General features: G+C 59.3%; 20 protein-coding genes and 4 tRNA genes. 14 read left to right on the top strand and 10 right to left on the bottom strand.

Annotated features, from left to right (window positions below):
* Positions 1-26: 26 nt before the first annotated feature.
* From panD to ASE98_RS21750, 6 genes are all read left to right on the top strand, one after another.
* Positions 27-407, top strand: coding sequence for an aspartate 1-decarboxylase (panD, locus tag ASE98_RS21775; protein WP_003228271.1), 381 nt, complete (start codon positions 27-29; stop codon positions 405-407).
* A gap of 229 nt (positions 408-636) precedes the next feature.
* Positions 637-2301, top strand: coding sequence for a glucose-6-phosphate isomerase (pgi, locus tag ASE98_RS21770; protein WP_060543371.1), 1665 nt, complete (start codon positions 637-639; stop codon positions 2299-2301).
* A 443-nt stretch (positions 2302-2744) separates the two neighbouring features.
* Positions 2745-4682, top strand: coding sequence for an acetate--CoA ligase (acs, locus tag ASE98_RS21765; RefSeq protein ID WP_060543370.1), 1938 nt, complete (start codon positions 2745-2747; stop codon positions 4680-4682).
* Between the two features lie 58 nt (positions 4683-4740).
* Positions 4741-5613, top strand: a complete 873-nt coding sequence (locus tag ASE98_RS21760; protein WP_060543369.1) for an oxygenase MpaB family protein — start codon at positions 4741-4743, stop codon at positions 5611-5613.
* A gap of 166 nt (positions 5614-5779) precedes the next feature.
* Positions 5780-6796, top strand: a complete 1017-nt coding sequence (locus tag ASE98_RS21755) for a class I SAM-dependent rRNA methyltransferase (RefSeq protein ID WP_060543368.1) — start codon at positions 5780-5782, stop codon at positions 6794-6796.
* Between the two features lie 60 nt (positions 6797-6856).
* Complete coding sequence (locus ASE98_RS21750) at positions 6857-9826, top strand: DUF748 domain-containing protein (protein ID WP_060543367.1); 2970 nt, start codon at positions 6857-6859, stop codon at positions 9824-9826.
* 205 nt (positions 9827-10031) lie between these two features.
* Here the strand turns inward: ASE98_RS21750 and ASE98_RS21745 are convergent, their stop codons facing one another.
* Positions 10032-10388: a BON domain-containing protein gene (locus tag ASE98_RS21745; RefSeq protein ID WP_060543366.1), complete on the bottom strand. Its 357-nt coding sequence runs from the start codon at positions 10386-10388 to the stop codon at positions 10032-10034.
* A 311-nt stretch (positions 10389-10699) separates the two neighbouring features.
* The gene (locus tag ASE98_RS21740) at positions 10700-11116 is read right to left on the bottom strand and encodes a pilin (RefSeq protein WP_060543365.1); all 417 of its coding nucleotides are present in this window, start codon (positions 11114-11116) and stop codon (positions 10700-10702) included.
* A gap of 225 nt (positions 11117-11341) precedes the next feature.
* On the opposite strand from ASE98_RS21740, the gene ASE98_RS21735 reads away from it, so the two are divergent.
* The 4 genes from ASE98_RS21735 to yacG are packed head-to-tail and all read left to right on the top strand — an operon-like array spanning position 11342 to position 14250.
* Positions 11342-12559, top strand: a complete 1218-nt coding sequence (locus ASE98_RS21735; protein WP_060543364.1) for a type II secretion system F family protein — start codon at positions 11342-11344, stop codon at positions 12557-12559.
* Between the two features lies 1 nt (position 12560).
* The gene (locus ASE98_RS21730) at positions 12561-13433 is read left to right on the top strand and encodes a prepilin peptidase (protein ID WP_060543363.1); all 873 of its coding nucleotides are present in this window, start codon (positions 12561-12563) and stop codon (positions 13431-13433) included.
* Positions 13430-14053, top strand: a complete 624-nt coding sequence (coaE, locus tag ASE98_RS21725) for a dephospho-CoA kinase (RefSeq protein ID WP_060543362.1) — start codon at positions 13430-13432, stop codon at positions 14051-14053. Before ASE98_RS21730 ends, coaE begins: the two co-directional genes overlap by 4 nt.
* Positions 14050-14250 carry a DNA gyrase inhibitor YacG gene (gene yacG / locus ASE98_RS21720; protein ID WP_060543361.1) on the top strand — a complete coding sequence of 67 codons (201 nt, stop codon included), beginning with the start codon at positions 14050-14052 and terminating at the stop codon, positions 14248-14250. The genes coaE and yacG overlap by 4 nt, the downstream gene beginning before the upstream one ends.
* Before the next feature lie 32 nt (positions 14251-14282).
* On the opposite strand, the gene ASE98_RS21715 is transcribed toward yacG, so the two are convergent.
* Entirely contained in the window at positions 14283-14972 is a 690-nt protein-coding gene (locus tag ASE98_RS21715) for an energy-coupling factor ABC transporter permease (RefSeq protein ID WP_060543360.1), read from the bottom strand.
* A gap of 137 nt (positions 14973-15109) precedes the next feature.
* Here ASE98_RS21715 and ASE98_RS21710 point away from each other — a divergent pair, with 137 nt between their 5' ends.
* The 4 genes from ASE98_RS21710 to ASE98_RS21695 are packed head-to-tail and all read left to right on the top strand — an operon-like array spanning position 15110 to position 17847.
* Positions 15110-15736: a DUF1780 domain-containing protein gene (locus tag ASE98_RS21710; RefSeq protein ID WP_007970534.1), complete on the top strand. Its 627-nt coding sequence runs from the start codon at positions 15110-15112 to the stop codon at positions 15734-15736.
* On the top strand, positions 15733-16260 hold the full coding sequence (locus ASE98_RS21705) for an MOSC domain-containing protein (protein WP_060543359.1): 528 nt from the start codon (positions 15733-15735) through the stop codon (positions 16258-16260). Before ASE98_RS21710 ends, ASE98_RS21705 begins: the two co-directional genes overlap by 4 nt.
* A gap of 54 nt (positions 16261-16314) precedes the next feature.
* On the top strand, positions 16315-16488 hold the full coding sequence (locus tag ASE98_RS21700; protein ID WP_060543358.1) for a DUF3094 domain-containing protein: 174 nt from the start codon (positions 16315-16317) through the stop codon (positions 16486-16488).
* A 60-nt stretch (positions 16489-16548) separates the two neighbouring features.
* A complete protein-coding gene (locus tag ASE98_RS21695) occupies positions 16549-17847 on the top strand; it encodes an NAD(P)/FAD-dependent oxidoreductase (protein ID WP_060543357.1) in 1299 nt (432 codons plus the stop codon).
* 174 nt (positions 17848-18021) lie between these two features.
* Here ASE98_RS21695 and ASE98_RS21690 read toward each other — a convergent pair.
* The 7 genes from ASE98_RS21690 to rluD form a co-directional block, all read right to left on the bottom strand.
* Positions 18022-18098, bottom strand: a tRNA-Pro gene (locus ASE98_RS21690).
* 97 nt (positions 18099-18195) lie between these two features.
* Positions 18196-18271: transfer RNA gene (locus ASE98_RS21685), tRNA-Lys, on the bottom strand.
* Positions 18272-18276: 5 nt separating this feature from the next.
* Positions 18277-18353 (bottom strand) — tRNA-Pro (locus ASE98_RS21680).
* A gap of 9 nt (positions 18354-18362) precedes the next feature.
* A tRNA-Asn gene (locus tag ASE98_RS21675) sits at positions 18363-18438 on the bottom strand.
* A gap of 300 nt (positions 18439-18738) precedes the next feature.
* Positions 18739-21303, bottom strand: a complete 2565-nt coding sequence (gene clpB, locus ASE98_RS21670; protein WP_060543356.1) for an ATP-dependent chaperone ClpB — start codon at positions 21301-21303, stop codon at positions 18739-18741.
* 130 nt (positions 21304-21433) lie between these two features.
* Positions 21434-22159 (bottom strand): peptidoglycan editing factor PgeF, encoded by a 726-nt coding sequence (gene pgeF, locus ASE98_RS21665; protein ID WP_060543355.1) that lies wholly within the window; start codon positions 22157-22159, stop codon positions 21434-21436.
* On the bottom strand, positions 22156-23118 hold the full coding sequence (gene rluD, locus ASE98_RS21660) for a 23S rRNA pseudouridine(1911/1915/1917) synthase RluD (protein ID WP_007990414.1): 963 nt from the start codon (positions 23116-23118) through the stop codon (positions 22156-22158). The genes pgeF and rluD overlap by 4 nt, the downstream gene beginning before the upstream one ends.
* Positions 23119-23218: the final 100 nt, after the last annotated feature.

The following is a 23218-nucleotide window of genomic DNA, read 5'->3' as shown; positions in this document are numbered from 1 at the left end:
CGATTCTGACCTGGGGAAAAACACTCATGCACGCCATCATGCTCAAAGCCAAGCTGCATCGCGCCGAAGTCACCCACGCTGTGCTCGACTACGAAGGTTCCTGCGCCATCGACGGCGAATGGCTGGACCTGTCCGGTATCCGCGAGTACGAACAGATCCAGATTTACAACGTCGACAACGGCGAGCGCTTCACCACCTACGCCATTCGTGGCGAAGAAGGTTCGCGCATGATCTCGGTCAACGGCGCCGCAGCACACAAGGCAAAGGTCGGTGACCGCGTGATCATCTGCGCCTACGCCCATTACAGCGAAGCCGAACTGCTCAACTTCAAGCCACGCATGCTGTATATGGCACCGGGCAATGAGCTGAGCCATACCAGCAACGCCATCCCGGTCCAAGTCGCCTGATCTGACTGAAGTCCGGTCATTGCTCCGTTTGTCGGACGATTTGCAGCCCGATGTTAAAAAAGTGCTGGAAACAGGTCAGACAAAGTCAAGACAGATCACTGCGCGGGGTTTACTGTATTCGCCCTGCGCCATGAAACCCTGTCGGCGCAGTTGCCCGGACGCCTATACGCAGCGCTCCGGGATCTTCAGTGTTCAAAAGGCCGTTCAAGTAAAAAGGAAAAACGCAGCGATGGCGTACTACCGCACTCCTCACGACGTGACCGCTCTGCCCGCCTGGCAAGCGTTGAATGATCACCGCCAAGCCATGCAGGATTTCAGCATGCGTGAGGCCTTCAACGCCGACCCGCAGCGCTTTACGCAATTCTCCCTCAGCAGCTGCGGCCTGTTTCTCGACTACTCGAAAAACCTGATCAATGCCCAGACCCGCGACCTGCTGGTGGGGCTGGCCAACGAAGTCGACCTCAAGGGCGCGATCAAGTCGCTGTTCGACGGCGAAATCGTCAACTCCTCCGAAGGCCGCCCGGCCCTGCACACCGCCTTGCGCCGCCCGGTCGGCGACAAGCTGTCGGTCAATGGCGTCAACGTGATGCCGGAAGTGCACAAGGTGCTCAACCAGATCACTGACCTCGTCGGCCGTATCCACGACGGCCTGTGGCGTGGTTACACCGAGAAGCCGATCACTGACGTTGTGAACATCGGCATCGGCGGCTCCTTCCTGGGCCCCGAGCTGGTCTCCGAAGCGCTGCTGTCCTACGCCCAGAAAGGCGTACGTTGCCATTACCTGGCGAACATCGACGGCAGTGAGTTCCACGAACTGACCATGAAGCTGCGCGCCGAGACCACGCTGTTCATCGTCTCGTCGAAATCCTTCAACACCCTCGAAACCCTGAAAAACGCCCAGGCCGCCCGTGCCTGGTACCTGGCTCAGGGTGGTTCGGAAGCCGAGCTGTATCGCCACTTCATCGCCGTATCGAGCAACAACGCGGCGGCGGTGGCCTTTGGTATCCGCGAAGAAAACATCTTCCCGATGTGGGACTGGGTCGGCGGCCGTTATTCGCTGTGGTCGGCCATCGGTTTGCCCATCGCCCTGGCGATCGGCATGTCGAACTTCAAGGAACTGCTGTCCGGCGCCTACACCATGGACCAGCATTTCCTGAGCGCACCCTTCGAGCAGAACATGCCGGTGCTGCTGGCCCTGCTCGGCGTGTGGTACGGCAATTTCTGGGGCGCGCAGAGCCACGCGATCCTGCCGTACGACCACTACCTGCGCAACATCACCAAGCACTTGCAACAGCTGGACATGGAATCCAACGGCAAGAGCGTGCGCCAGGACGGCACGCCAGTGTCCACCGACACCGGGCCGGTGATCTGGGGCGGCGTAGGCTGCAACGGTCAGCATGCGTATCACCAGTTGCTGCACCAGGGCACCCAACTGATCCCGGCCGACTTCATCGTGCCGATCGTCAGCTTCAACCCGGTGTCCGATCACCATCAGTGGCTGTACGCCAACTGCCTGTCGCAAAGCCAGGCGCTGATGCTCGGCAAGACCCTGACCGAGGCCGAGGCTGAACTGCGCGATAAAGGCATGAGTGAAGAGGACGTGCAGAAACTCGCCGCGCACAAGGTGATCCCGGGCAACCGTCCGAGCAACACCCTGGTGGTCGAGCGCATCAGCCCGCGCCGCCTCGGCGCACTGGTGGCGATGTACGAACACAAAGTCTTCGTGCAAAGCGTGATCTGGGGCATCAACGCCTTCGATCAGTGGGGCGTGGAGCTGGGCAAGGAACTGGGCAAAGGCGTCTACAACCGCCTGGTCGGCAGCGAAGAAACCCCGGCTGACGATGCCTCGACCCAAGGGTTGATCAACTACTTCCGTGGTCGTCACCGCGGGTGATCTGACGGGGCAGCAATGCCCCATTCCCTGTAGGAGCCGGCTTGCTGGCGAAAAACCCGAGGGCGCCGCGGGCATTCAGGACGCCCGCGTCATCGTTAGCGTCCATCGCGAGCATGCTCGTTCCTACAATTCGGCGCGCTCCCCTGCAGGAGCGAGCACGCTCGCGAAAAGCCGGAGGGCGCCATGGGCATTCAGGATGCCCGCGTCATCGTTAACGTCCATCGCGAGCATGCTCGCTCCTACAGTTCGGCGCGCTCCCCTGCAGGAGCGAGCACGCTCGCGAAAAGCCGGAGAGCGCCATGGGCATACAGGAGGCCCGTGTCATCGTTAGCGTCCATCGCCAGCAAGCCGGCTCCTACGAGGGTCGCGTAGCTCCCCTCTTGAACCCATTGGTCACTCGGCGCATCTTTATCTTTGTCGCAAAACAAGAATAAGGAACCGTCATGTTCGATATCAGCACGTTCCCCAAAGCCGATGCCGTCCGCCGGGCTGCACAATTGAGTCAAGACGACTATCAGCGTCTGTACCGCCAATCCATCGAACACCCCAGCACCTTCTGGGCCGAACAGGCCACACGCTTTCTCGACTGGAGCGCGCCCTGGGACACCGTCCAGCGTTACAACCTGAAGACCGGTGAGGCCAGTTGGTTTGCCGGTGCAAAATTGAATGTCAGCTACAACTGCATCGACCGGCACCTGGAGAAACGCGCAGATCAGGTCGCCATCATCTGGGAAGGCGACAACCCTGCCGACTCGACATCGATTACCTACAAGCAATTGCATGAAAACGTCTGCCGCCTGGCCAACGTGCTGAAAAGCCGTGGCGTGAAAAAAGGCGACCGCGTGTGTATCTACATGCCGATGATTCCCGAGGCAGCCTACGCCATGCTTGCCTGTACCCGCATCGGCGCGGTGCACTCGGTGGTGTTCGGCGGTTTCTCTCCGGACTCGTTGCGCGACCGTATTCTCGACGCCGACTGCCGCACCGTGATCACCGCAGACGAAGGCGTGCGTGGCGGCAGGCCCGTGCCACTCAAGCAGAACGTCGACAAGGCGCTGCAAAACTGCCCGGACGTGAGCACCGTGCTGATGATCGAGCGCAGTAATGTACAAGTGAACTGGGTCGAAGGACGGGACCTCAAGTACCAGCAGGCCCTGCGCGACGTCAGCGCCGATTGCCCGCCCGAGCCAATGGATGCCGAAGACCCGCTGTTCATCCTCTACACCTCTGGCAGCACCGGCAAACCCAAAGGCGTACTGCACACCACTGGCGGCTACCTGCTGCAAGCGGCGATGACCTTCAAGTACGTGCTCGATTACCGCGAGGGCGAAGTCTTCTGGTGCACCGCCGACGTCGGTTGGGTCACTGGCCACAGCTACATCGTCTACGGTCCGCTGGCCAACGGCGCTACCACACTGATCTTCGAGGGCGTACCGAGCTACCCGACAACCTCACGCTTCTGGCAGGTGATCGACAAACACAAGGTGAACATTTTCTACACCGCCCCCACAGCCCTGCGCTCGTTGATGCGCGAAGGGCCCGCGACATTGAAGGGAACCTCCCGCGCCAGCGTCAGGCTACTCGGTACGGTCGGCGAGCCGATCAATCCGGAAGCCTGGCAATGGTATTTCCATGAGGTCGGCGAAGAGCGCTGCCCGATCGTCGATACCTGGTGGCAGACCGAAACCGGCGGCATCATGCTCAGCCCGCTGGTGAGCGCCCGATACATCAAGCCCGGCAGCGCCACAAAGCCGATGTTCGGCGTACAACCGGTACTGCTTGACGAGCACGGCAAGGAAATCAAAGGCCCGGGCAGCGGCGTACTCGCCATTAAATCCAGTTGGCCGGCGCAGATCCGCAGCGTCTACCGCGACCCGCAGCGCATGGTCGACACCTATTTCAAGCCGTATCCCGGTTACTACTTCACCGGCGATGGCGCGCGGCGCGATGAAGATGGTGACTACTGGATCACCGGGCGCATTGACGATGTGATCAACGTCTCAGGCCACCGTATCGGCACCGCCGAAGTGGAAAGCGCCCTGGTGCTGCACGACAGCATCGCCGAGGCCGCTGCAGTCGGTTACCCACACGACATCAAGGGCCAGGGCATCTATGTCTTCGTCACCCCCATGAACGGCGTCGAAGCCAACGATGAACTGAAGAAAGAATTGCTGGCCCTGGTCAGCAAGGAAATCGGCAGTTTCGCCAAACCGGACTTGATCCAGTGGGCACCGGCCTTGCCGAAAACCCGTTCAGGCAAGATCATGCGGCGTATCCTGCGCAAGATCGCCTGCAACGAACTGGACAGCCTGGGCGATACCTCGACCCTGGCCGATCCGAGCGTGGTGCAGGGTCTGATCGACAAACGCCTGAACCAATAACCTGCTGGCCATTGCAGGAGCGAGCCGGCTCGCTCCTGCAGAGAACTACAGAGTCGCCATGGAATTCATTCGCACCCGTATCGAAACCCAGATCATGAGCCTCACCGGATTGTCCCTGGGCAAGCTCGACCTGGAAAACCCCAAGGGCGATCCCGGCCTGTTCGGGCCCGACTCGGTGAGCTGGCAGGTTCACGGCGACTTCAGCAGCATGCTGATCGGCGGTATCAGCGCCTTGATGCTGCAGGCCCTGCACCCGCTGGCCCTGGCCGGTGTGTGGGACCACTCCAATTTTCGCGAAGACATGCTCGGCCGGTTGCGCCGCACCGGGCAGTTCATCTCCGGCACCACCTTTGGCTCAAGTCAGGACGCCGATTGGCTGATCGAAAAAGTGCGCACCATCCACCTGCAAGTGACCGGCACAGCGCCCGACGGCCGCCCCTACGCCGCCAGCGATCCAGAGTTGCTGACATGGGTACATGTGGCTGAGGTCAGTAACTTCCTCGCCGCGCATCTGCGCTACCGAAATCCGCACTTGTCCCCGGCTGATCAGGATCGCTATTACGCAGAAATCGCACTGGTCGCCGAACGCCTGGGTGCCTGCAATGTGCCCCGCTCCCGGAAGGAAGTTTGCGCTTATCTGGAGCGCATGCGCCCGCAGTTGCTGTGCGACGAACGCAGCCGCGAAGTGTTGCGTTTGTTGTTGAACGCCCCCTCCCCCAGTCGTCTGGCCAGGCCATTCGGCGGGTTGATGATGCAAGCCGGGATCGACCTGCTGCCGGACTGGGCCAGCGACATGCTCGGCGTCAGCCAGAGCCCGCTGCAGCGCAAACTGATCCGCGCCAGCGTCAATCGCAGTGCGCCCATGCTGCGCTGGGCGGTGCGTAACGGCTCGGTGCAACGGGCCAGACGGCGCATGGGCCTGCTGACCTGATAGTCTTTTGTGGGAGTGTGGCTTGCCCGCGATGGCCACGCTATGGTTCAACTGACAAACCGCATTATCGTTCATCGCGGGCGAGCCACGCTCCCACAAGGGCCAGCTCTTACAGTGCTCAAGCTGTTAAACTCCCGCGCCAAATTCCTCCTGCAAGGCGCCCAGCATGTCTTCTTTGAATCAGGCGCTGCGCGCCGCCCTCGATCAACGCCAGGACCTGCTCGCCGAGCTGCACCAGCAAGGCACCGATTGCTATCGCCTGTTCCATGGCAGCCAGGAAGGCGCTGGCGGCCTGACCATCGACCGCTACGGCCCGCAACTGCTGGTGCAAAGTTTCCACCAGTCGCTGGAGCGTGAGGCGCTGCTGCAACTGCACGAAATCGTCAATCAACACCTGGGGTTCGAAACCCTGCTGGTCTACAACGATCGTTCCCGTGGCAACTCGCGCATCGACCGTGAAGACAACGTCTATCGTGCCGACGAAGCAGCACTGCAAGACCTGATTGGCCACGAATGGGGTCTCAATTATCGGGTTCGCGGCCGCCACGCCGGACAGGATCCTCTGCTGTTTCTTGACCTGCGCAACACCCGCGGCTGGGTCAAGGATCACAGCAAAAACAAAAGTGTGCTGAACCTGTTCGCCTACACCTGTGGCGTCGGCCTGAGCGCCGCTGCCGGTGGCGCGCGCGAGGTGTGCAACCTGGACTTCGCCGAAGGCAACCTCGCGGTTGGCCGGGAGAACGGCCTGCTCAACCCGCATTTGCCGACCATGGAATTCATCCAGTCCGATTACTTCCCGGCCATTCGCCAGCTGGCCGGCCTGCCCATCAGCCAGCGTCGCGGGCAGAAACTGCCAGGCTATCAACGCCTGGAACAGCGTCAGTACGATCTTGTACTGCTCGACCCACCGGCCTGGGCCAAGAGCGCGTTCGGCACCGTTGACCTGCTGCGTGACTACCAGAGTCTGCTGAAGCCGGCGCTGCTGACCACTGCCGACAACGGCGTGCTGATCTGTTGCAACAACCTGGCAAAAGTCGGCATGGACGAGTGGCGCGAACAGGTTTTGCGCTGCGCCGAAAAGGCCGGGCGCCCGGTGCGTGAATGGACAGTGATGAAACCCGGTGGCGATTTCCCGTCCATGGACCAGCAACCACCACTGAAAACCCTGATTCTGCAGCTGTGATTTGCCTCGAAGACGTGGAGCAATCCTGAGCATTTGCGTTTGCTTCGGAACCGTAATCGCATGCCATACTCCAAGGCACTCCGATTCAGACAGATGAAGCCACACATGCCCAAAGGATTGATTCGCGCCATCGGCGCCTTGTTGACTGCTCTGGCCCTCTACAGTTTGCTGGGCTTTCTGATTTTACCGGGGATCGCGTTGCGCGTTGCCAACCAGCAACTGGCCAACTACGCCAACACCCCCGCCACACTTCAGCGAATCGAATTCAACCCGTTCAGTCTGGAGCTGACCCTTTGGGGTTTGAACATCGGTGAACCCGGCAAGGAACAGGTCGGCTTTGAACGCCTGTACGCCAACCTGCAGCTCGACAGCCTGTGGACCAAGGCGCTGCATCTGTCGGATATCGAACTGGAGAAGTCCAGGACTGAGATCCTGTTCAGCAAGGACGGCAAGCTCAATCTGCTTGGCCTGTTCAAGTTGCCGGCGAGCGATCCAACGCCTGCCAATCCGGACGAAAAGCCGTTTCCACTGCGCATCGAGCGCATAAAGCTGGCCGGCGGTGCCGTGCACTTTGAGGATGCGCGGCCCAGCGAGCCCATCGAATTCCTTTACGACACCCTCGATTTCGAGCTGAAAAACTTAAGTACCCTGCCTGAAGACAGCGCCGACATGACCTTGGTGGCTATCGGTCCTAACGGTGGGCAAATCGACTGGACCGGCAATTTCAGCCTCATCCCGCTTGCTTCCGAAGGTAAGCTGAAAATCACCGATGGCAAGATGAAAGCCTTCTGGCCCTACGTGCGTGACGCCGTGCCGCTGGACCTCGAGGAAGGAATCGTCAGCCTCAGCACCGACTACAAACTCAATTTATCCAAAGCAACCGAACTGCTGTTGAGCAATGTTGCCGTCAGTGTTGCGCCTTTCGCCATCAAGGCGCCGGACGGCCGCCCGCTGGCGAAGCTGCAACGACTGGAGATCAGCGAAACGACCGTGGACCTTGCCAGGCAGCAAGTGGTGGTGGGCAAGATCCGCAGCCAAAACTTGGAAACCTGGGCCGCCCTGGAATCCGATGGTCAACTCGACTGGCAAAAACTGTTCGCCAGCCAGCCATCCCGGCCTGCCGCCGAAGCCAGTGCTCCGGCCGCCGCCGACTCTCCCGCACCTGAGCCAACCGCCCCGAGCAAACCGTGGCAGGTGCTGGTCAAGGATGTGCAACTGCGTGGCTACCAGGTGCATCTGGCCGACCGTAAAGCACAGCCCGCCGTTGCTCTGGATGTGGGACCGCTGAATGTCGATCTGCAGAATTTCGACAGCCTCAATGGCTCGCCATTTACCCTTAAGCTCGATACCGGTGTGGGTAAACAAGGCACGCTCATGGCCGATGGCGAGGTCAACCTGGCCCCGGTCAGTGCCAGGCTGAACGTACAGACGAAAGATATCGACCTGCGGGTTGCCCAGTCCTACATCACCCCGTTCATTCGCCTGGAACTGCGAAGCGGCATGCTCGGCAGTGATCTGGCGGTCAACCTCAAGAGCACCGAACCACTGGCTTTCAGCGTCACCGGTCGCGCCCAGGTCGATCAGTTACACACCCTCGACACCCTGAAAACCCGCGACTTCCTGAAGTGGCAACAAGTGGTGGTCGAGGGCCTGAACTATCAGCATGGCGACAGCCTGTCGATCGACAAGGTCAATCTGTTCCAGCCCTATGTTCGTTTCATGATCAACGATGACCGCACAACCAACGTCGATGACCTGCTCGTTCCACAACCGGCCGATACCGCCAGCAAAACCACCGCCGCCAAACCTGCCGCCAAGGAAAAACCGTTGGGCATCCACATCGGGGGCATTGCCATCAACGACGGCTCGGCCAACTTCGCCGACTTCAGCCTGACCCCGAACTTCGCCACTGCCGTCCAGCAGCTCAACGGGCAGATCGGCACCATCGACAGTCGTCAGGCCAACCCTGCGAGTGTCAATATCAACGGCAAGGTCGACCGCTACGCACCGGTGACCATCAAGGGCGCGGTCAACCCGTTCGACCCCATGGCCAGCCTCGACATTGCCACCAGTTTCAAACGCGTCGAGCTGACCACACTGACGCCTTACTCCGGCAAGTTCGCCGGTTACCGTATTCGCAAGGGCCGCTTGAACCTCGACCTGCATTACCAGATCACCCGGGGCCAGCTCAAAGCCGAAAACAAAGTGGTGGTCGAACAGTTGCAACTGGGCGAAAAGGTCGACAGCCCGGATGCCGTGAGCCTGCCGCTGAAACTGGCCATTGCCCTGCTCAAGGACGTCGACGGCAAGATCTCCATCGAACTGCCGGTCACCGGCGACCTCAACAACCCGCAATTCAGCGTCATGCCGATTGTCTGGCAAACCCTGCGCAATCTGATCGTCAAGGCGGCAGCGGCGCCGTTCAAGCTTATCGGCGGGCTGGTCAGCGGTGGCGGCTCGGAAGATCTGGGCACCGTCTCGTTCGCGGCGGGGTCCAGCGATTTGAGCAAGGACGCCGAAGGCGCCCTGAACAAGCTGTCCCAGGCCCTCAAGGAACGCCCGGCCCTGCGCCTGGAAATCGAAGGTACCGCCGCCCAGAGCAGCGATGGCCCACTGATCGCCGAGCAGCGCCTGGAACGGGAATACCAGTACAACTACTACAAAATGCTCCAGCGCCGAGGCGACAAGGTGCCGGCCCAGGCGTCGTTGCTGGAAGTGCCGGAGGATGAAAAAGGCACACTGCTCGAAGGCATCTACCGCACCCGCCTGAAGACTCAGCCACCGCTCGAATGGAAGGATCTGGGCAAGGAAGAACGCACCGCGAAAATGCGTGCTGATGTGATCAAGTTCTGGAGCTCCAGCGACGTACTGTTACGTCAACTGGGCCAGGAACGCGCCAGTAGCATCAAGGACTACCTGGTCGACAAGGGCCAGTTGGCAGACGACCGCGTGTACTTCATCGATGCCAATCTGGGCGAAGCCGAGGGAGATGGCCGGGTAGTTACACCCTTGCATCTGGATGCGGAGTAATGCGCTGGGCCACCGATAAATACACTCGCGAAACAATCCCACAGCAGATTTCAATCATTTGAATAGAACAGGCCCCGACACGAATGCCGGGGCCTGTAATGGCCACAATCCTTGTGGCCGTTCGCATGAACTCTTTGAAATGCGACAGACGTATTCCTTGTCCCGTCTGTCGCGCCTTCTCCCGGTCCAGGCGAGAAGTTTTGCCTTATTCAGCTTTCAGGCCATCAGCGGATACCGCTTTGACGCCTTTGATTTTTTTGGTGATGGCTACAGCGGTAGCTTTCTGAGAATCGGTAACCGCTACAGTCGACGATAGCGATACAACACCTTTGTTGGTTTCGACTTTAATGTCGGTGCCAGGAATACCTTTTTCGGTCAGCAGGTCGCTTTTGACTTTGGTCGTGATCCAGGTATCAGAAGTAGCTTCCTGGGCTTTATCCACCTCACCTGTTGCCACAACCATAGGCGCCTGAGTGGCTTGGGCGTTCTGGGCAAATGCGGCGTTGGCCATAGTCAGGGTCAGCGCGGTTGCAGTAGCGGCAGCGATAGCGAACTTCTTCATACGTGTAACTCCTGTTTTTCTGAAAAGTCTGCCGGACGTCATCCCGGCAGGGTTACCAGGTATATTGCGAACGTTGTGCCAACTTTTCCGATTACAAATAATCCTTATAAATCAATAACTTAATAAATTGGTTCATTTTCGAAATCATGCAAAATGCATGAGTCGCAAAAACACTGCATGCAAGTTGCGGGTTCGTGAGAAGTTCCTAAACGCATGAATTTTTTAGGCTTTTTTCACGCAATTGAGAACACGTTCACGTACCCCTGCGCGCGATGAGAGTTAACGAGCAAGCCCGCTCCTGCCCCTTCATTTCAGGAAGCTGAACCGCTGCAACCTGCAGGAACGTAGTCTTTTTGGGCAGTACTCGCGCATGACCAACCATTGATAGCGTCACGGGTCAGGGTGATGGTTTTGCCTTGAACCAGTCCGGGAGCGTTGTGCAATGTACAAACAATGGCACCAGCCCCCGCCTCCCCCGACACGCTCAGTGTGCAATTGCTGGTCGCGGTGGCGCCGCCCGGCGCTACGTTGGCTAGCGTCGGAGTGTCCCCCTGATTGATGACATCCTCGAACGGCACCTTCATCGCGCTAATCTCCGCCAACCCGGCGGTGACTTTCGCCCGGGCCTGATATTTGGAATACATCGGCAAGGCGAACGTCGCCAGAATGCCGATGATCGCCACTACGACCAGCAACTCGATCAGGGTAAAACCTTTTTGATTGTTCATAGACAGTTCCATGTATGAATTGAAATCTCTCGATCCGAACCTCTATCAGCACAGGCTGTGCCAAGGCCCAGCCCCCGGCGGGCCGACGCTTGAGCGAAGAAAAACACCTCAGCGCCTCAGGAATCCGCACTATCTGACGTTTTTTGTCACCTTGGCGCCGCCGGTTTGGTTCCATCGGTTGACTAGGCTATAAGAGCAAATCAATCGGCTCATCCAGGACTGGACATGGCGGTCAAGGCAGTAAAAATCAGCGTATACGCATGGGAAGGCACAGACCGCAAAGGTGCGAAAATCACCGGTGAACTCAGCGCTCAGAGCCCGGCGCTGATCAAGGCAAAATTGCGCAAGCAAGGCATCAACCCCGGCAGGATCCGCAAGAAAGCCCCCTCGCTATTTGACCTGGGCAAGGGCGTCAAGGCCCGGGACATAGCCCTGTTCACCCGGCAAATGGCGACGATGATGAAGGCCGGTGTGCCATTGCTGCAGTCGTTCGACATCATCGGTGAAGGCTTCGATAACCCGGCCATGCGCAGGCTGGTGGACGATTTGAAACAGGATGTCGCGGCGGGCAATAGTCTCGCTGCCGCGCTGCGCAGGAAGCCGCAATACTTTGATGAGTTGTACTGCAACCTGGTCGACGCAGGCGAGCAGGCCGGCGCCCTGGATACCCTGCTGGAACGGGTCGCGACCTACAGGGAGAAGAGCGAAAGCCTCAAGGCGAAAATCAGGAAAGCCATGACCTATCCGCTGATGGTGGTGTTCGTCGCGATCATTGTCAGCGCCATTCTTCTGGTCAACGTGGTGCCGCAATTCGAGTCCATGTTCAAAGGGTTTGGCGCGCAACTGCCGGCCTTCACGGTGCTGGTCATCGATCTGTCGCAATTCATGCAGGCCTGGTGGTGGATGGTATTTGCCGTGCTGCTCGCAGCAGCCCTGGGCCTTCGCCATGCCTTGCAGACCTCGCGCGGTTTTCGCGATAGAGCCGATGCCTGGCTGCTGAAGATGCCGCTGACAGGCACCTTGCTGTACAAGTCCGCCGTTGCCCGATTCGCCCGCACTTTATCGACCACCTTCGCCGCCGGCGTACCGCTGCTGCAAGCCTTGGAATCGGTGGCGGGCGCGACGGGAAACATAGTGTTCAAGCGCGCGGTCCTGCGCATCAGGCAGGACGTTGCGACGGGCATGCAGTTGAATTTCGCCATGCGCACCTGTGGCGTGTTTCCGAACATGGCGATACAGATGACTGCCATAGGCGAAGAGTCCGGCACTCTGGACGCTATGCTCGACAAGGTTGCCAGCTACTACGAAGACGAGGTCGACAACATGGTCGATAATCTCACCAGCCTCATGGAGCCGTTCATCATGGTAGTGCTGGGTGTTATCGTCGGCGGCCTGGTAGTTGCGATGTACCTGCCCATTTTCCAACTCGGCTCAGCGATCTGACATGCCCTTGAACGAAATTCTGACCCATTACCCGCTGGCCTTCGTCGTTATCACAGGTGTGATCGGCCTGCTGGTCGGCAGCTTTCTCAATGTCGTGATCTGGCGCCTGCCCAGAATGCTCGAACGCGAGTGGCGCGTGCAGGCCCGGGACATTCTCGGGTTACCCGGGGAAACTCCGCTGCCAACCTACAACCTGGTACTGCCTCACTCCCAATGCCCACATTGCAGCCACCGCATTCGGGCCTGGGAAAATATCCCCCTGCTCAGTTATGTCTTTTTGCGCGGACGCTGCTCGGCCTGCTCGGCGCCGATCAGCAAGCGCTACCCGCTGACCGAATTGGCCTGCGGTCTGTTGTCAGCGTTCATTGCCTGGCACTTCGGTTTCGGTTGGCAGGCGTGCATGACGCTGGTGCTGAGTTGGGGCCTGCTGGCGATGAGCCTGATCGACGCCGAACATCAACTGTTACCCGATGTGCTGGTGCTGCCGCTGATGTGGCTGGGGCTCATCGTCAACAGTTTCGGCCTGTTCGTGCCGTTGCAAGAGGCGTTATGGGGCGCGATTGCCGGGTACACGCTGCTGTGGTCGGTGTTCTGGCTGTTCAAGCTGCTGACCGGCAAGGACGGCATGGGTCACGGTGACTTCAAGCTACTGGCGCTGCTGGGAGCCTGGGGCGGCTGGCAAATATTGCCTCTGACCATCCTGCTGTCTTCCCTGACAGGTGCCATTGTCGGCCTGATCTGTCTGCGCCTGGGCAACGCAAATACCTCGACACCGATCCCTTTTGGTCCCTGGCTGGCAATTGCCGGCTGGATTGCCTTGCTCTGGGGTGGTCAAATAACCGACTTCTATTGGCAGTTTGTCGGTTTGAAATGAATACCTCTGTGGAAAAACCCTGGATTCTCGGCCTGACCGGCGGCATCGGCAGCGGTAAAAGTGCGGCGGCCCAACACTTCATTGACCTGGGCATCCACGTCGTGGACGCCGATCATGCCGCGCGCTGGGTGGTGGAACCGGGGCGGCCGGCCCTGGCGCAAATCGCCGAACACTTCGGCCCCGGTGTACTGCAAGCCGATGGTCAACTGGACCGCGCCGCGTTGCGCAAATTGATCTTCGAAGTGCCGGAACAACGCCGCTGGCTGGAGGCACTCCTGCATCCGTTGATCGGCGAGGAAATCGCCCATCATCTGGCGCTGGCAAAATCGCCTTACGCAATACTGGTTTCACCACTGCTGATCGAGTCTGGACAGTACGCCATGACGCAACGGGTGCTGGTGATAGATGCCCCCGAACAACTGCAGATCGAGCGCACCCTGCAACGGGACCAGACCAGCGAACAACAGGTGCAGGCGATCCTCAAGGCCCAATCCAGCCGCCAGGATCGCGTGAGCCATGCCGACGACGTCGTGACCAATGACCGTGACCTCGCCTGGCTGCACAGTGAGGTCGAACGCCTGCATCACTTTTATCTTACTTTGCGTGGAGGCCAGTCATGAGCCAAATCCCAACCGTCGAATGTCCAACCTGCGGCGCCCCCGTGGAATGGAGCCCGGAGAGCAAATTCAGGCCCTTCTGCTCTGACCGCTGCAAACTCATCGACCTGGGCGCCTGGGCCTCGGAAGAACACAAGATCCCGGTCGCCCCCGATGCCGAGGACGAATTGTTCAGCGGCGACTTCGACCCGCGCCACTGATCCTGTGAAGACGTCGACGATTTCGGGCCTGGTCAACGCTTGGGATCGTCGTCATTCCACGGCGCCGAAAGGTAACGTGTGCGATTGAACGTCTCCAGCCATTCCGGGCAGAACACCACCAGGGCGCTGACCACCATGCCGTTGATGAACGCCTCGGGAAATATGATCAACCACAGGTAACCGACAAAGTCTTCCAGCCAGTAGGGCATGGCAAAGATCTCGTCGAACCACAGCAACCACAGGGCCAGCAGCAGACACAGCAACGCCGACAACGCTGCGGCAAAAAACCCGGAAACGAAGATATACACAAACGGGTTACGCGGTTGCGCACGCTCCACCAGAATCGCGCAGCACTCGGTGACCAGCACCGGCAGCGCGATCAACAGCGCGCCATTAACCCCCATCGCCGCCAGATCCTGACGCCCGAGCAGCACCAGGCCGATTTGTGCCACCAGACCACCGACCAGCGCCAGTGGCCAGTCCAGCAGCAGCGTTACCGCCGTCATGCCGATGAAGTGGTAAGACACGCCCGTGTCGAAATCGCGCCGCACCAGCCACAACAGAAACAGGGCAAATACCGTTCCGAACAGCAAATGCTGGCGACGGCTATCGGTGAACAACTCGACCCAGGGGGCACGACAAACGGCCCATAACAATACCGTCACGTATATGAGCCAGCCGACTATCAGCGTCTGCGCTGACAGCAACTCTGCGCCGATCATAAGGCTAACCCTTTGTGCTCCACTGCTGTCCCCTCGGCTGGTTCGGCTCGCTGTCCAGCAGTCTACTACGGTCACGAAATCGCTCCAGTCGATGCAATGCTTTCTGCTTGTCGCATTTGAACGCTAAGCTTGGGCCTATGGATGACTCAGATTACTTACGCCTGCTGACCATCGCGGCCGAGCAAGCCAACGCATTTTTGTCCAATGCCCGCAAATGGGAGCGGGAGCGTTGGGTCTGCCAGCGCCTGCTGCAAGGCCTCAACATTCCTTACCGCGCCGATGAGTTTGCCCCTGCCGGAGAACCGCCGGACGTGTTGTTTCGTGACGCCAGTTTCGAAGTGTTCTTCGTGCTCGACGAAGGCCGGCGTCTCAACGATGAGTGGCGCGACGAACTGCAACGTCGGCGCAGCGCGTTTTCCCTGAGCCAACTGGTACGCCGCGAGGCCAAGCCCCGAAGAATTCCCGCCAATGAGTTTTTGCTGCGACTGGCGCCAACCTTGCGCAAAAAAGCCCACAACTACAAAGAGCGCGGCATGGACCTGGGGGAACTGGACATCATTGCTTTCGCCAGCCTCAAACGTGAAGTGCTCGACCTCAACAGCCATTTCCCGCCACCCACCGAGTACCTGCGCCAGGGCTGGCGCTCGTTGTCACTGGTCGGGCCGACCTTCGCCCGCGTGCTGTTTGCCCATCCGGATGCGCCGGATTTCCTGCGCAGCAACCTGGGGCGCAGCATCGTATTCGACGTCGGCATCAGCCTGTGAGCCCACTGCAGGAATTACTCGCCGAAGTCCCGCAAACCGGCCGCGTGCGCTGGATCGGCGTACGCCCGCAACCCCACGTGCCGATGATCGAACTGGATGCCGTTGAGGCACGGCTTGAGGCCGGTCTGACTGGCGATCGTGCCCGGCCGGGGGTACGCAATACACGGCAGGTGACGCTGTTGCAGTGGGAGCATCTGGCAGTGATCAGTTCGCTGATGGGCCGCCCCGCCGATCAACCGGTGTTGCCCAATGATTTGCGGCGCAATCTCGTGATCAGCGGTATCAACCTGTTCAGCCTCAAAGGCCGTCGCTTCAGGATCGGCCAGGCGATTTTCGAAACCACGGGCTGGTGCCAGCCTTGCGCACGCCTGCAAAACAACCTCGGCCCAGGGACCTTTCAGGCCGTACGCGGACATGGCGGAATCACTGCCCGGGTGTTACAAAGTGGCATCATTCGCCTGGACGATTCGGTGAGCGTCGAGCCTATTCCGGACAGCGGCTATGCTCCGTTCAACGTTCGTTAAATCAGTCTGTAGCTTCTATACATTCAGCAACGTCTACTCCTGACGAGGCCTCATATGACCAGCCGCTTGAACCCCGACGACCAGAAGCATGTCGAAGAGTACCTGCATCTGTCCCAGCACCGAGTCGAGCGCCGGCCTTTCCGGCCGTGGATGCTCCTGGTGCTGGTGTTGGCAGTGACCATTGGTTTGGGCCTGTTAAGCCGATTTATCAGTTACCTGACGCTATGAGCTGCGTGGCGCTCGCTCGGGTAATTGCACCGATTTCTTTTAGCCTTGCGAGATATCCCCATGACTCATCGTATTGTCATCGTTGGCGGCGGCGCCGGCGGTCTGGAGTTGGCTACCCGTCTGGGTAAGACTCTGGGCAAACGCGGCACGGCCAGTGTGATGCTGGTTGACGCGAACCTGACCCACATCTGGAAACCGTTGTTGCACGAAGTGGCGGCCGGCTCCCTGAACTCCTCCGAAGATGAACTCAATTATGTAGCCCAGGCCAAATGGAACCACTTCGAGTTCCAGCTGGGGCGCATGAGCGGGCTCGATCGCACGCAGAAAAAAATCCAGCTGGCCGCCACCTATGACGAAGCCGGTCTGGAATTGGTCCCGGCCCGCGAAGTGGCTTACGACACGCTGGTCATCTCCGTCGGCAGCACCACCAATGATTTCGGCACCCTGGGCGCGGCTCAGCATTGCCTGTTCCTAGATACCCGCAAGCAGGCCGAGCGCTTCCACCAGCAACTGCTCAACCACTACCTGCGCGCCCATGCCGGACAGACTGACAAAGTCGAACAGATCAGCGTGGCCATCGTCGGCGCCGGTGCCACCGGAGTCGAACTGGCCGCCGAACTGCACAACGCTGCCCATGAACTGGCGGCTTACGGCCTGGACCGGATCAAACCGGAAAACATGCACATCACCTTGATCGAAGCCGGGCCACGGGTGCTGCCTGCCCTGCCGGAACGAATCGGCGGGCCTGTGCATAAAACCCTGGAAAAACTGGGGGTCAACGTCATGACCAATGCGGCGGTCAGCGAAGTGACGGCTGACAGCCTGATCACCGCTGACGGCAACGAGATCAAAGCAAGCCTGAAAGTCTGGGCTGCCGGAATTCGTGCGCCGGGGGTCCTCAAGGACATCGATGGCCTGGAAACCAACCGTATCAACCAACTGCACGTGCTGCCGACCCTGCAAACCACCCGTGACGAGAATATCTTCGCCTTCGGAGACTGTGCGGCCTGTCCGCAACCTGGCAGTGATCGCAACGTGCCGCCCCGCGCCCAGGCTGCGCATCAGCAAGCCTCGTTGCTGGCCAAATCGCTCAAGCTGCGCATCGAAGGCAAGGCATTGCCGGAGTACAAGTACACCGATTATGGTTCGCTGATCTCGCTGTCGCGTTTTTCGGCTGTGGGTAACTTGATGGGCAACCTTACCGGTAGCGTGATGCTGGAGGGCTGGCTGGCGCGGATGTTCTATGTGTCGCTGTACCGCATGCACCAGATGGCGTTGTACGGGTGGTTCCGCACGGCGATGCTGATGCTGGGCAGCAAGATCGGGCGCGGGACTGAGCCTCGCCTCAAGCTGCACTAACTCGGTCTAGTGTGGGAGCGGGCTTGCTCGCGAAAGCGGTGAATCAGTCAATAAGTTGGTTGAGTGATACACCGCTTTCGCGAGCAAGCCCGCTCCCACATTGGCTTTGCGGGGCAATTGATTTCCTGTGGACAAAAAAAATCCCCGTATCTTTCGATACGAGGATTTTTAATATGGTCGGGGTAAGGGGATTCGAACTCCTGACATCCTGCTCCCAAAGCAGGCGCGCTACCGGACTGCGCTATACCCCGGTAAAAAAAAGGCGACCTTTCAAAGATCGCCTTCTTCGATCAGCGCTTTTGGCCTCTGATCTTAAGATTCGATCCCAGCGCTAACTGGTTTCAAAAATGGTGGGTCGTGTGGGATTCGAACCTACGACCAATTGGTTAAAAGCCAACTGCTCTACCAACTGAGCTAACGACCCAAAAATGGTCGGGGTAAGGGGATTCGAACTCCTGACATCCTGCTCCCAAAGCAGGCGCGCTACCGGACTGCGCTATACCCCGGTTTGAAATTGGCTCCGTGACCAGGACTCGAACCTGGGACCCAATGATTAACAGTCATTTGCTCTACCGACTGAGCTATCACGGAACTACATATTTCAATTTACAACTTTGAAGCTTTACTGCGTTCTCTTCGACCCGTTTGCATCGCTGCGTTCGTGTGTCTGAGGCGCGCTATTCTACAATCTTCAGAACCTCTGTCAACCCCCTAAATTGCTTTCAAGTTAATGATTTGCAACTTATTTTGGATTCCTGCTTGGGGAGCGGAAACCCTGGCGGGTGACTTACTGCGGGGCGCACTTTACAAGCCTTTTCCTTTGAGTTCAACAGCCTAACGAAAAAAAGGCCTCGCAATGCGAGGCCTTTTCGATTTTGTTGCCGTCGTGGATCAGACGAAGACGATTTCGTCGTTCTCCACAACCCCTTTGGCTGTGTCGCCCGGCAGGAATCGACCGGACAGAATCAGTTGTGCCAGCGGGTTCTCGATCCAGCGCTGGATCGCTCGTTTGAGCGGCCGTGCGCCATACACCGGGTCGTAACCTACCGCGATCAGCTTATCCATGGCCTCAGGGCTCAACTCCAGCTTCAGCTCGCGTTCGGTCAGACGACTGCGCAGACGACCCAACTGGATCTCGGTAATACCGGCGATCTGATCACGGGCCAACGGCTCGAAGATCACCACTTCGTCGACCCGGTTGATGAACTCCGGCCGGAAGTGCGAGGAAATCGCGTCCATTACCGCCGCACGCTGAGCTTCGCGATCACCCACCAGTTCCTGGATCTGCACCGAGCCCAGGTTGGAGGTCATGACAATCACGGTGTTCTTGAAATCCACCGTGCGGCCATGACTGTCAGTCAGGCGCCCGTCTTCCAGTACTTGCAGGAGGATGTTGAATACATCCGGGTGCGCCTTCTCGACTTCGTCCATGAGGATCACCGAATACGGCTTGCGACGTACGGCCTCGGTCAGGTAACCGCCCTCTTCATAGCCAACGTACCCCGGTGGCGCACCAATCAAGCGGGCCACGGAGTGTTTCTCCATGAACTCGGACATGTCGATGCGAACCATCGCCTCTTCAGTATCGAACAGGAACTCGGCCAGCGCCTTGCACAGCTCGGTTTTACCCACACCGGTCGGGCCGAGGAACATGAACGAGCCGCTCGGGCGATTAGGGTCGGACAACCCGGCACGAGAGCGTCGTACCGCGTTGGAAACCGCAACCACCGCCTCTTCCTGACCTATCACACGCTGGTGCAACAGGCTTTCCATCTTCATCAGTTTGTCGCGCTCGCCTTCGAGCATTTTCGACACCGGAATACCGGTCCACTTCGACACGACTTCGGCGATCTCTTCTTCAGTCACCTTGCTACGCAGCAGCTGGTTTTCGGGCTTGCCATGCTGGTCGACCATTTGCAGGCTGCGTTCCAGGTCCGGGATCACCCCGTACTGCAACTCCGCCATGCGGTTCAGGTCACCTTTGCGGCGGGCCGCTTCCAGCTCCTGACGGGACTGCTCGATTTTCTGCTGGATCTGCGCAGAACCCTGTACTTCGGCTTTTTCCGAGTTCCAGATTTCTTCGAGGTCCGAGTACTCACGCTCTAGACGTGCGATTTCTTCCTGCAATTTTTCCAGGCGCTTCTTCGCCGCATCGTCACTTTCTTTCTTCAGCGCCTGGGATTCCACCTTCAGTTGAATCAGGCGGCGTTCCAGACGATCCAGCACTTCCGGCTTGGAATCGATTTCCATGCGGATGCGGCTGGCGGCCTCGTCGATCAAGTCGATGGCCTTGTCCGGCAACTGCCGGTCAGTGATATAGCGATGACTGAGCTTGGCCGCCGCGATGATTGCGCCGTCGGTGATCGCCACCTTGTGGTGAACTTCGTAGCGCTCTTTGAGCCCACGCAGAATGGCGATGGTGTCTTCTTCGCTCGGCTCGTCCACCAGCACTTTCTGGAAGCGACGCTCAAGGGCGGCATCCTTCTCTATATATTGGCGGTACTCGTTGAGCGTAGTGGCACCGACGCAGTGCAGCTCGCCGCGGGCCAATGCCGGCTTGAGCATGTTGCCCGCATCCATCGAGCCTTCACCTTTACCGGCGCCGACCATGGTGTGCAGTTCGTCGATGAACAGGATGATCTGCCCTTCCTGCTTCGACAGCTCATTGAGCAGGGATTTGAGGCGCTCCTCGAACTCACCGCGATACTTGGCACCGGCAATCAATGCCCCCATGTCCAGGGACAACAGGCGCTTGCCCTTGAGGCCGTCCGGCACTTCACCATTAATGATGCGCTGGGCCAGGCCTTCGGCAATGGCAGTTTTACCGACGCCCGGTTCCCCGATCAGCACCGGGTTGTTCTTGGTGCGGCGTTGCAGCACCTGGATGGTCCGGCGAATTTCGTCGTCGCGACCGATCACCGGATCGAGCTTGCCGTCTTCGGCGCGCTTGGTCAGGTCGACGGTGTACTTATCCAGGGCCTGCCGGGACTCTTCGTGGTTGGGGTCATTGACGGCCTCGCCACCACGCAGGTTGTTGATCGCGTTTTCCAGGGCTTTCTTGCTCACGCCCTGGCCGAGCAACAGCTTGCCAAGCTTGCTGTTCTCGTCCATGGCGGCGAGCAGCACCAACTCGCTGGAGATGAACTGGTCGCCCTTTTGCTGAGCCAGGCGATCGGCCTGGTTGAGCAGGCGCGCCAGATCCTGCGACATGTTGACGTCGCCGGTCGGATTCTGGATTTTCGGTAGCTGGTCGAGCTCTTTGGTCAGCTCTTTACGCAGGCTGTTGACGTCGAAGCCCACCTGCATCAGCAGAGGCTTGATCGAGCCGCCCTGTTGCTCGAGCAGGGCTTGCATCAAGTGCGCCGGCTCTATGGCCGGGTGATCGAGACCGACGGCCAGGGATTGGGCATCGGACAACGCTAACTGCAATTTGCTGGTTAAACGGTCTATACGCATGGGTCACCTTCCTTTTGAGCAGGCCGGACCTATAAAACGTCCTGAATGGAGAAACCTGCCAGATACCACAATAGATGCGGTCGATTCCGGGAGTTTCAAGCGTCGTGACGTTGATGTAGATCAACTGAGTCTAGCGTTCGAGCCAGATCAAGGAGGCGAATCGGCCAGTGCGAGGGGCGCGGCGATAGGAAAAGAAGCGAGGATCGGTCACGGTGCAGAAACCGCCACCGTAAACAGCGGTTACACCGCGAGCCGCCAGGCGCAGACGCGCGAGCATATAGATGTCTGCCATGAACTTGCCGGCGTTGGGACTGGGCACAAAAGCTTCAGCAGCCTGCGGTAACTGCTCGACGAAGGTCTCGCGCACCTCCGGGCCGACTTCAAAGGCTTGCGGTCCAATGGCCGGGCCGAGCCAGACCATTACTTCGGCAGGAGGCACGACCAGGCTGTCGAGGGTGGCTTCCAGCACCCCTGCAGCCAGCCCGCGCCAACCGGCATGAGCTGCCGCGACGCGAGTACCGGCACGGTCGCAGAACAGCGCAGGCAGGCAATCGGCGGTCATGGCCGCACAGGCGATGCCTGGCGTTGCGGTCCAACTGGCGTCGGCCGCAACCACTCGGCCTGGATGGGCATGGGCCACGACAATGCCGTGGACCTGCTGCAGCCAGGCCGGTTGAATGGCGAAATGATCGGTCAGACGACGGCGATTCTCGGCCACAGCTTCAGGGCTGTCGTCGACATGATCGCCTAGATTGAGGCTGTCGAACGGCGCCAGACTGACGCCGCCCGCCCGGGTGGTGACACAGGCTTTTACCCCGGCCGGCGCGGGCCAGTCGGGAATCAGCCAGTCACTCATCCGATGAACGCCTCACGATCTTGCTTGAGCAGGGTCAGCAACCAGACGAAATCTTCCGGCAACGGTGATTCCCAGCTCATGCGCTTGCCGGTGGTCGGATGATCCAGTTCCAGGAAACGCGCATGCAGCGCCTGTCTCGGGAAGTTTTTCAGCGACTCGACCATGGTTGGGTTGGCTGCCGGCGGGATACGGAAACGACCGCCGTAGGCAGGATCTCCGACCAACGGGTAGTTGATGTGCGCCATGTGCACGCGAATCTGGTGGGTACGACCTGTTTCCAGCTTCACCCGCACGTGAGTGTGGGAGCGGAAACGCTCGAGCACGCGGTAGTGGCTGACGGCTTGCTTGCCGCCTTCCATGACTGCCATGCGCTGACGTTGCTGGCCGTGACGACCGATTGGCGCGTTGATCTTGCCGCCAGCGGTGACCACACCAATCACGATGCACTCGTAGATCCGGCTGACACTACGGCTCTGCAATTGAGTGACAAGCTGCGTCTGCGCCTGAATGGTCTTGGCCACCACCATCAGACCGGTGGTGTCCTTGTCCAGGCGATGCACGATACCGGCGCGGGGCACGTTGATGATGTCCGGCACGTGGTGCAGCAGGGCATTGAGCAAGGTGCCATCGGCGTGACCGGCAGCCGGATGCACCACCAGGCCCGCGGGCTTGTTGATCACCAGGATGTCGTCGTCTTCGTAGACGATGTCCAGGGCAATATCTTGAGCGACCCATTCGCCCTGAGCTTCCTGCTCGGCAGTCAACTCAAGGATGGCACCACCGTGAACGATGTCTCGCGGGCGGATAACCGCCCCATCCACAGTCAGGCGGCCGTCTTTGATCCAGGCGGAAAGGCGCGAGCGCGAGTGCTCAGCGAATAATTGTGCGGCGACTTGATCGAGGCGTTGGCCGCCCAATTCGGACGGCACCTCTGCGCGAAGTTCAATTTTATCGGACATGCTCAGACTAGGCGTCGGCACAGCCTTTGGTTTCGGCTGCGCGCTTGTGGTTAAATACGGCGTCTTTTGCCCCGAGGCTATTCAACGGGGCGCTCATCAT

Source organism: Pseudomonas sp. Leaf48, from assembly GCF_001421885.1.
In the GTDB taxonomy this organism is placed as follows: domain Bacteria; phylum Pseudomonadota; class Gammaproteobacteria; order Pseudomonadales; family Pseudomonadaceae; genus Aquipseudomonas.
The sequence above is the reverse complement of the archived record's forward strand: the minus strand, read 5'-3'. Positions and strand labels throughout refer to the sequence as shown.

Bases quoted from the DNA above. Each gene is read 5' to 3' on its own strand.
- ASE98_RS21715 (WP_060543360.1), bottom strand. From the start codon at position 14,972: ATGATCGGCGCAGAGTTGCTGTCAGCGCAGACGCTGATAGTCGGCTGG.
- ASE98_RS21735 (WP_060543364.1), top strand. From the start codon at position 11,342: ATGGCGGTCAAGGCAGTAAAAATCAGCGTATACGCATGGGAAGGCACA.
- yacG (WP_060543361.1), top strand. From the start codon at position 14,050: ATGAGCCAAATCCCAACCGTCGAATGTCCAACCTGCGGCGCCCCCGTG.
- ASE98_RS21745 (WP_060543366.1), bottom strand. From the start codon at position 10,388: ATGAAGAAGTTCGCTATCGCTGCCGCTACTGCAACCGCGCTGACCCTG.
- pgi (WP_060543371.1), top strand. From the start codon at position 637: ATGGCGTACTACCGCACTCCTCACGACGTGACCGCTCTGCCCGCCTGG.
- clpB (WP_060543356.1), bottom strand. From the start codon at position 21,303: ATGCGTATAGACCGTTTAACCAGCAAATTGCAGTTAGCGTTGTCCGAT.
- ASE98_RS21750 (WP_060543367.1), top strand. From the start codon at position 6,857: ATGCCATACTCCAAGGCACTCCGATTCAGACAGATGAAGCCACACATG.
- panD (WP_003228271.1), top strand. From the start codon at position 27: ATGCACGCCATCATGCTCAAAGCCAAGCTGCATCGCGCCGAAGTCACC.
- ASE98_RS21695 (WP_060543357.1), top strand. From the start codon at position 16,549: ATGACTCATCGTATTGTCATCGTTGGCGGCGGCGCCGGCGGTCTGGAG.
- rluD (WP_007990414.1), bottom strand. From the start codon at position 23,118: ATGTCCGATAAAATTGAACTTCGCGCAGAGGTGCCGTCCGAATTGGGC.
- ASE98_RS21710 (WP_007970534.1), top strand. From the start codon at position 15,110: ATGGATGACTCAGATTACTTACGCCTGCTGACCATCGCGGCCGAGCAA.
- coaE (WP_060543362.1), top strand. From the start codon at position 13,430: ATGAATACCTCTGTGGAAAAACCCTGGATTCTCGGCCTGACCGGCGGC.
- ASE98_RS21730 (WP_060543363.1), top strand. From the start codon at position 12,561: ATGCCCTTGAACGAAATTCTGACCCATTACCCGCTGGCCTTCGTCGTT.
- acs (WP_060543370.1), top strand. From the start codon at position 2,745: ATGTTCGATATCAGCACGTTCCCCAAAGCCGATGCCGTCCGCCGGGCT.
- ASE98_RS21700 (WP_060543358.1), top strand. From the start codon at position 16,315: ATGACCAGCCGCTTGAACCCCGACGACCAGAAGCATGTCGAAGAGTAC.
- ASE98_RS21760 (WP_060543369.1), top strand. From the start codon at position 4,741: ATGGAATTCATTCGCACCCGTATCGAAACCCAGATCATGAGCCTCACC.
- ASE98_RS21740 (WP_060543365.1), bottom strand. From the start codon at position 11,116: ATGAACAATCAAAAAGGTTTTACCCTGATCGAGTTGCTGGTCGTAGTG.
- pgeF (WP_060543355.1), bottom strand. From the start codon at position 22,159: ATGAGTGACTGGCTGATTCCCGACTGGCCCGCGCCGGCCGGGGTAAAA.
- ASE98_RS21755 (WP_060543368.1), top strand. From the start codon at position 5,780: ATGTCTTCTTTGAATCAGGCGCTGCGCGCCGCCCTCGATCAACGCCAG.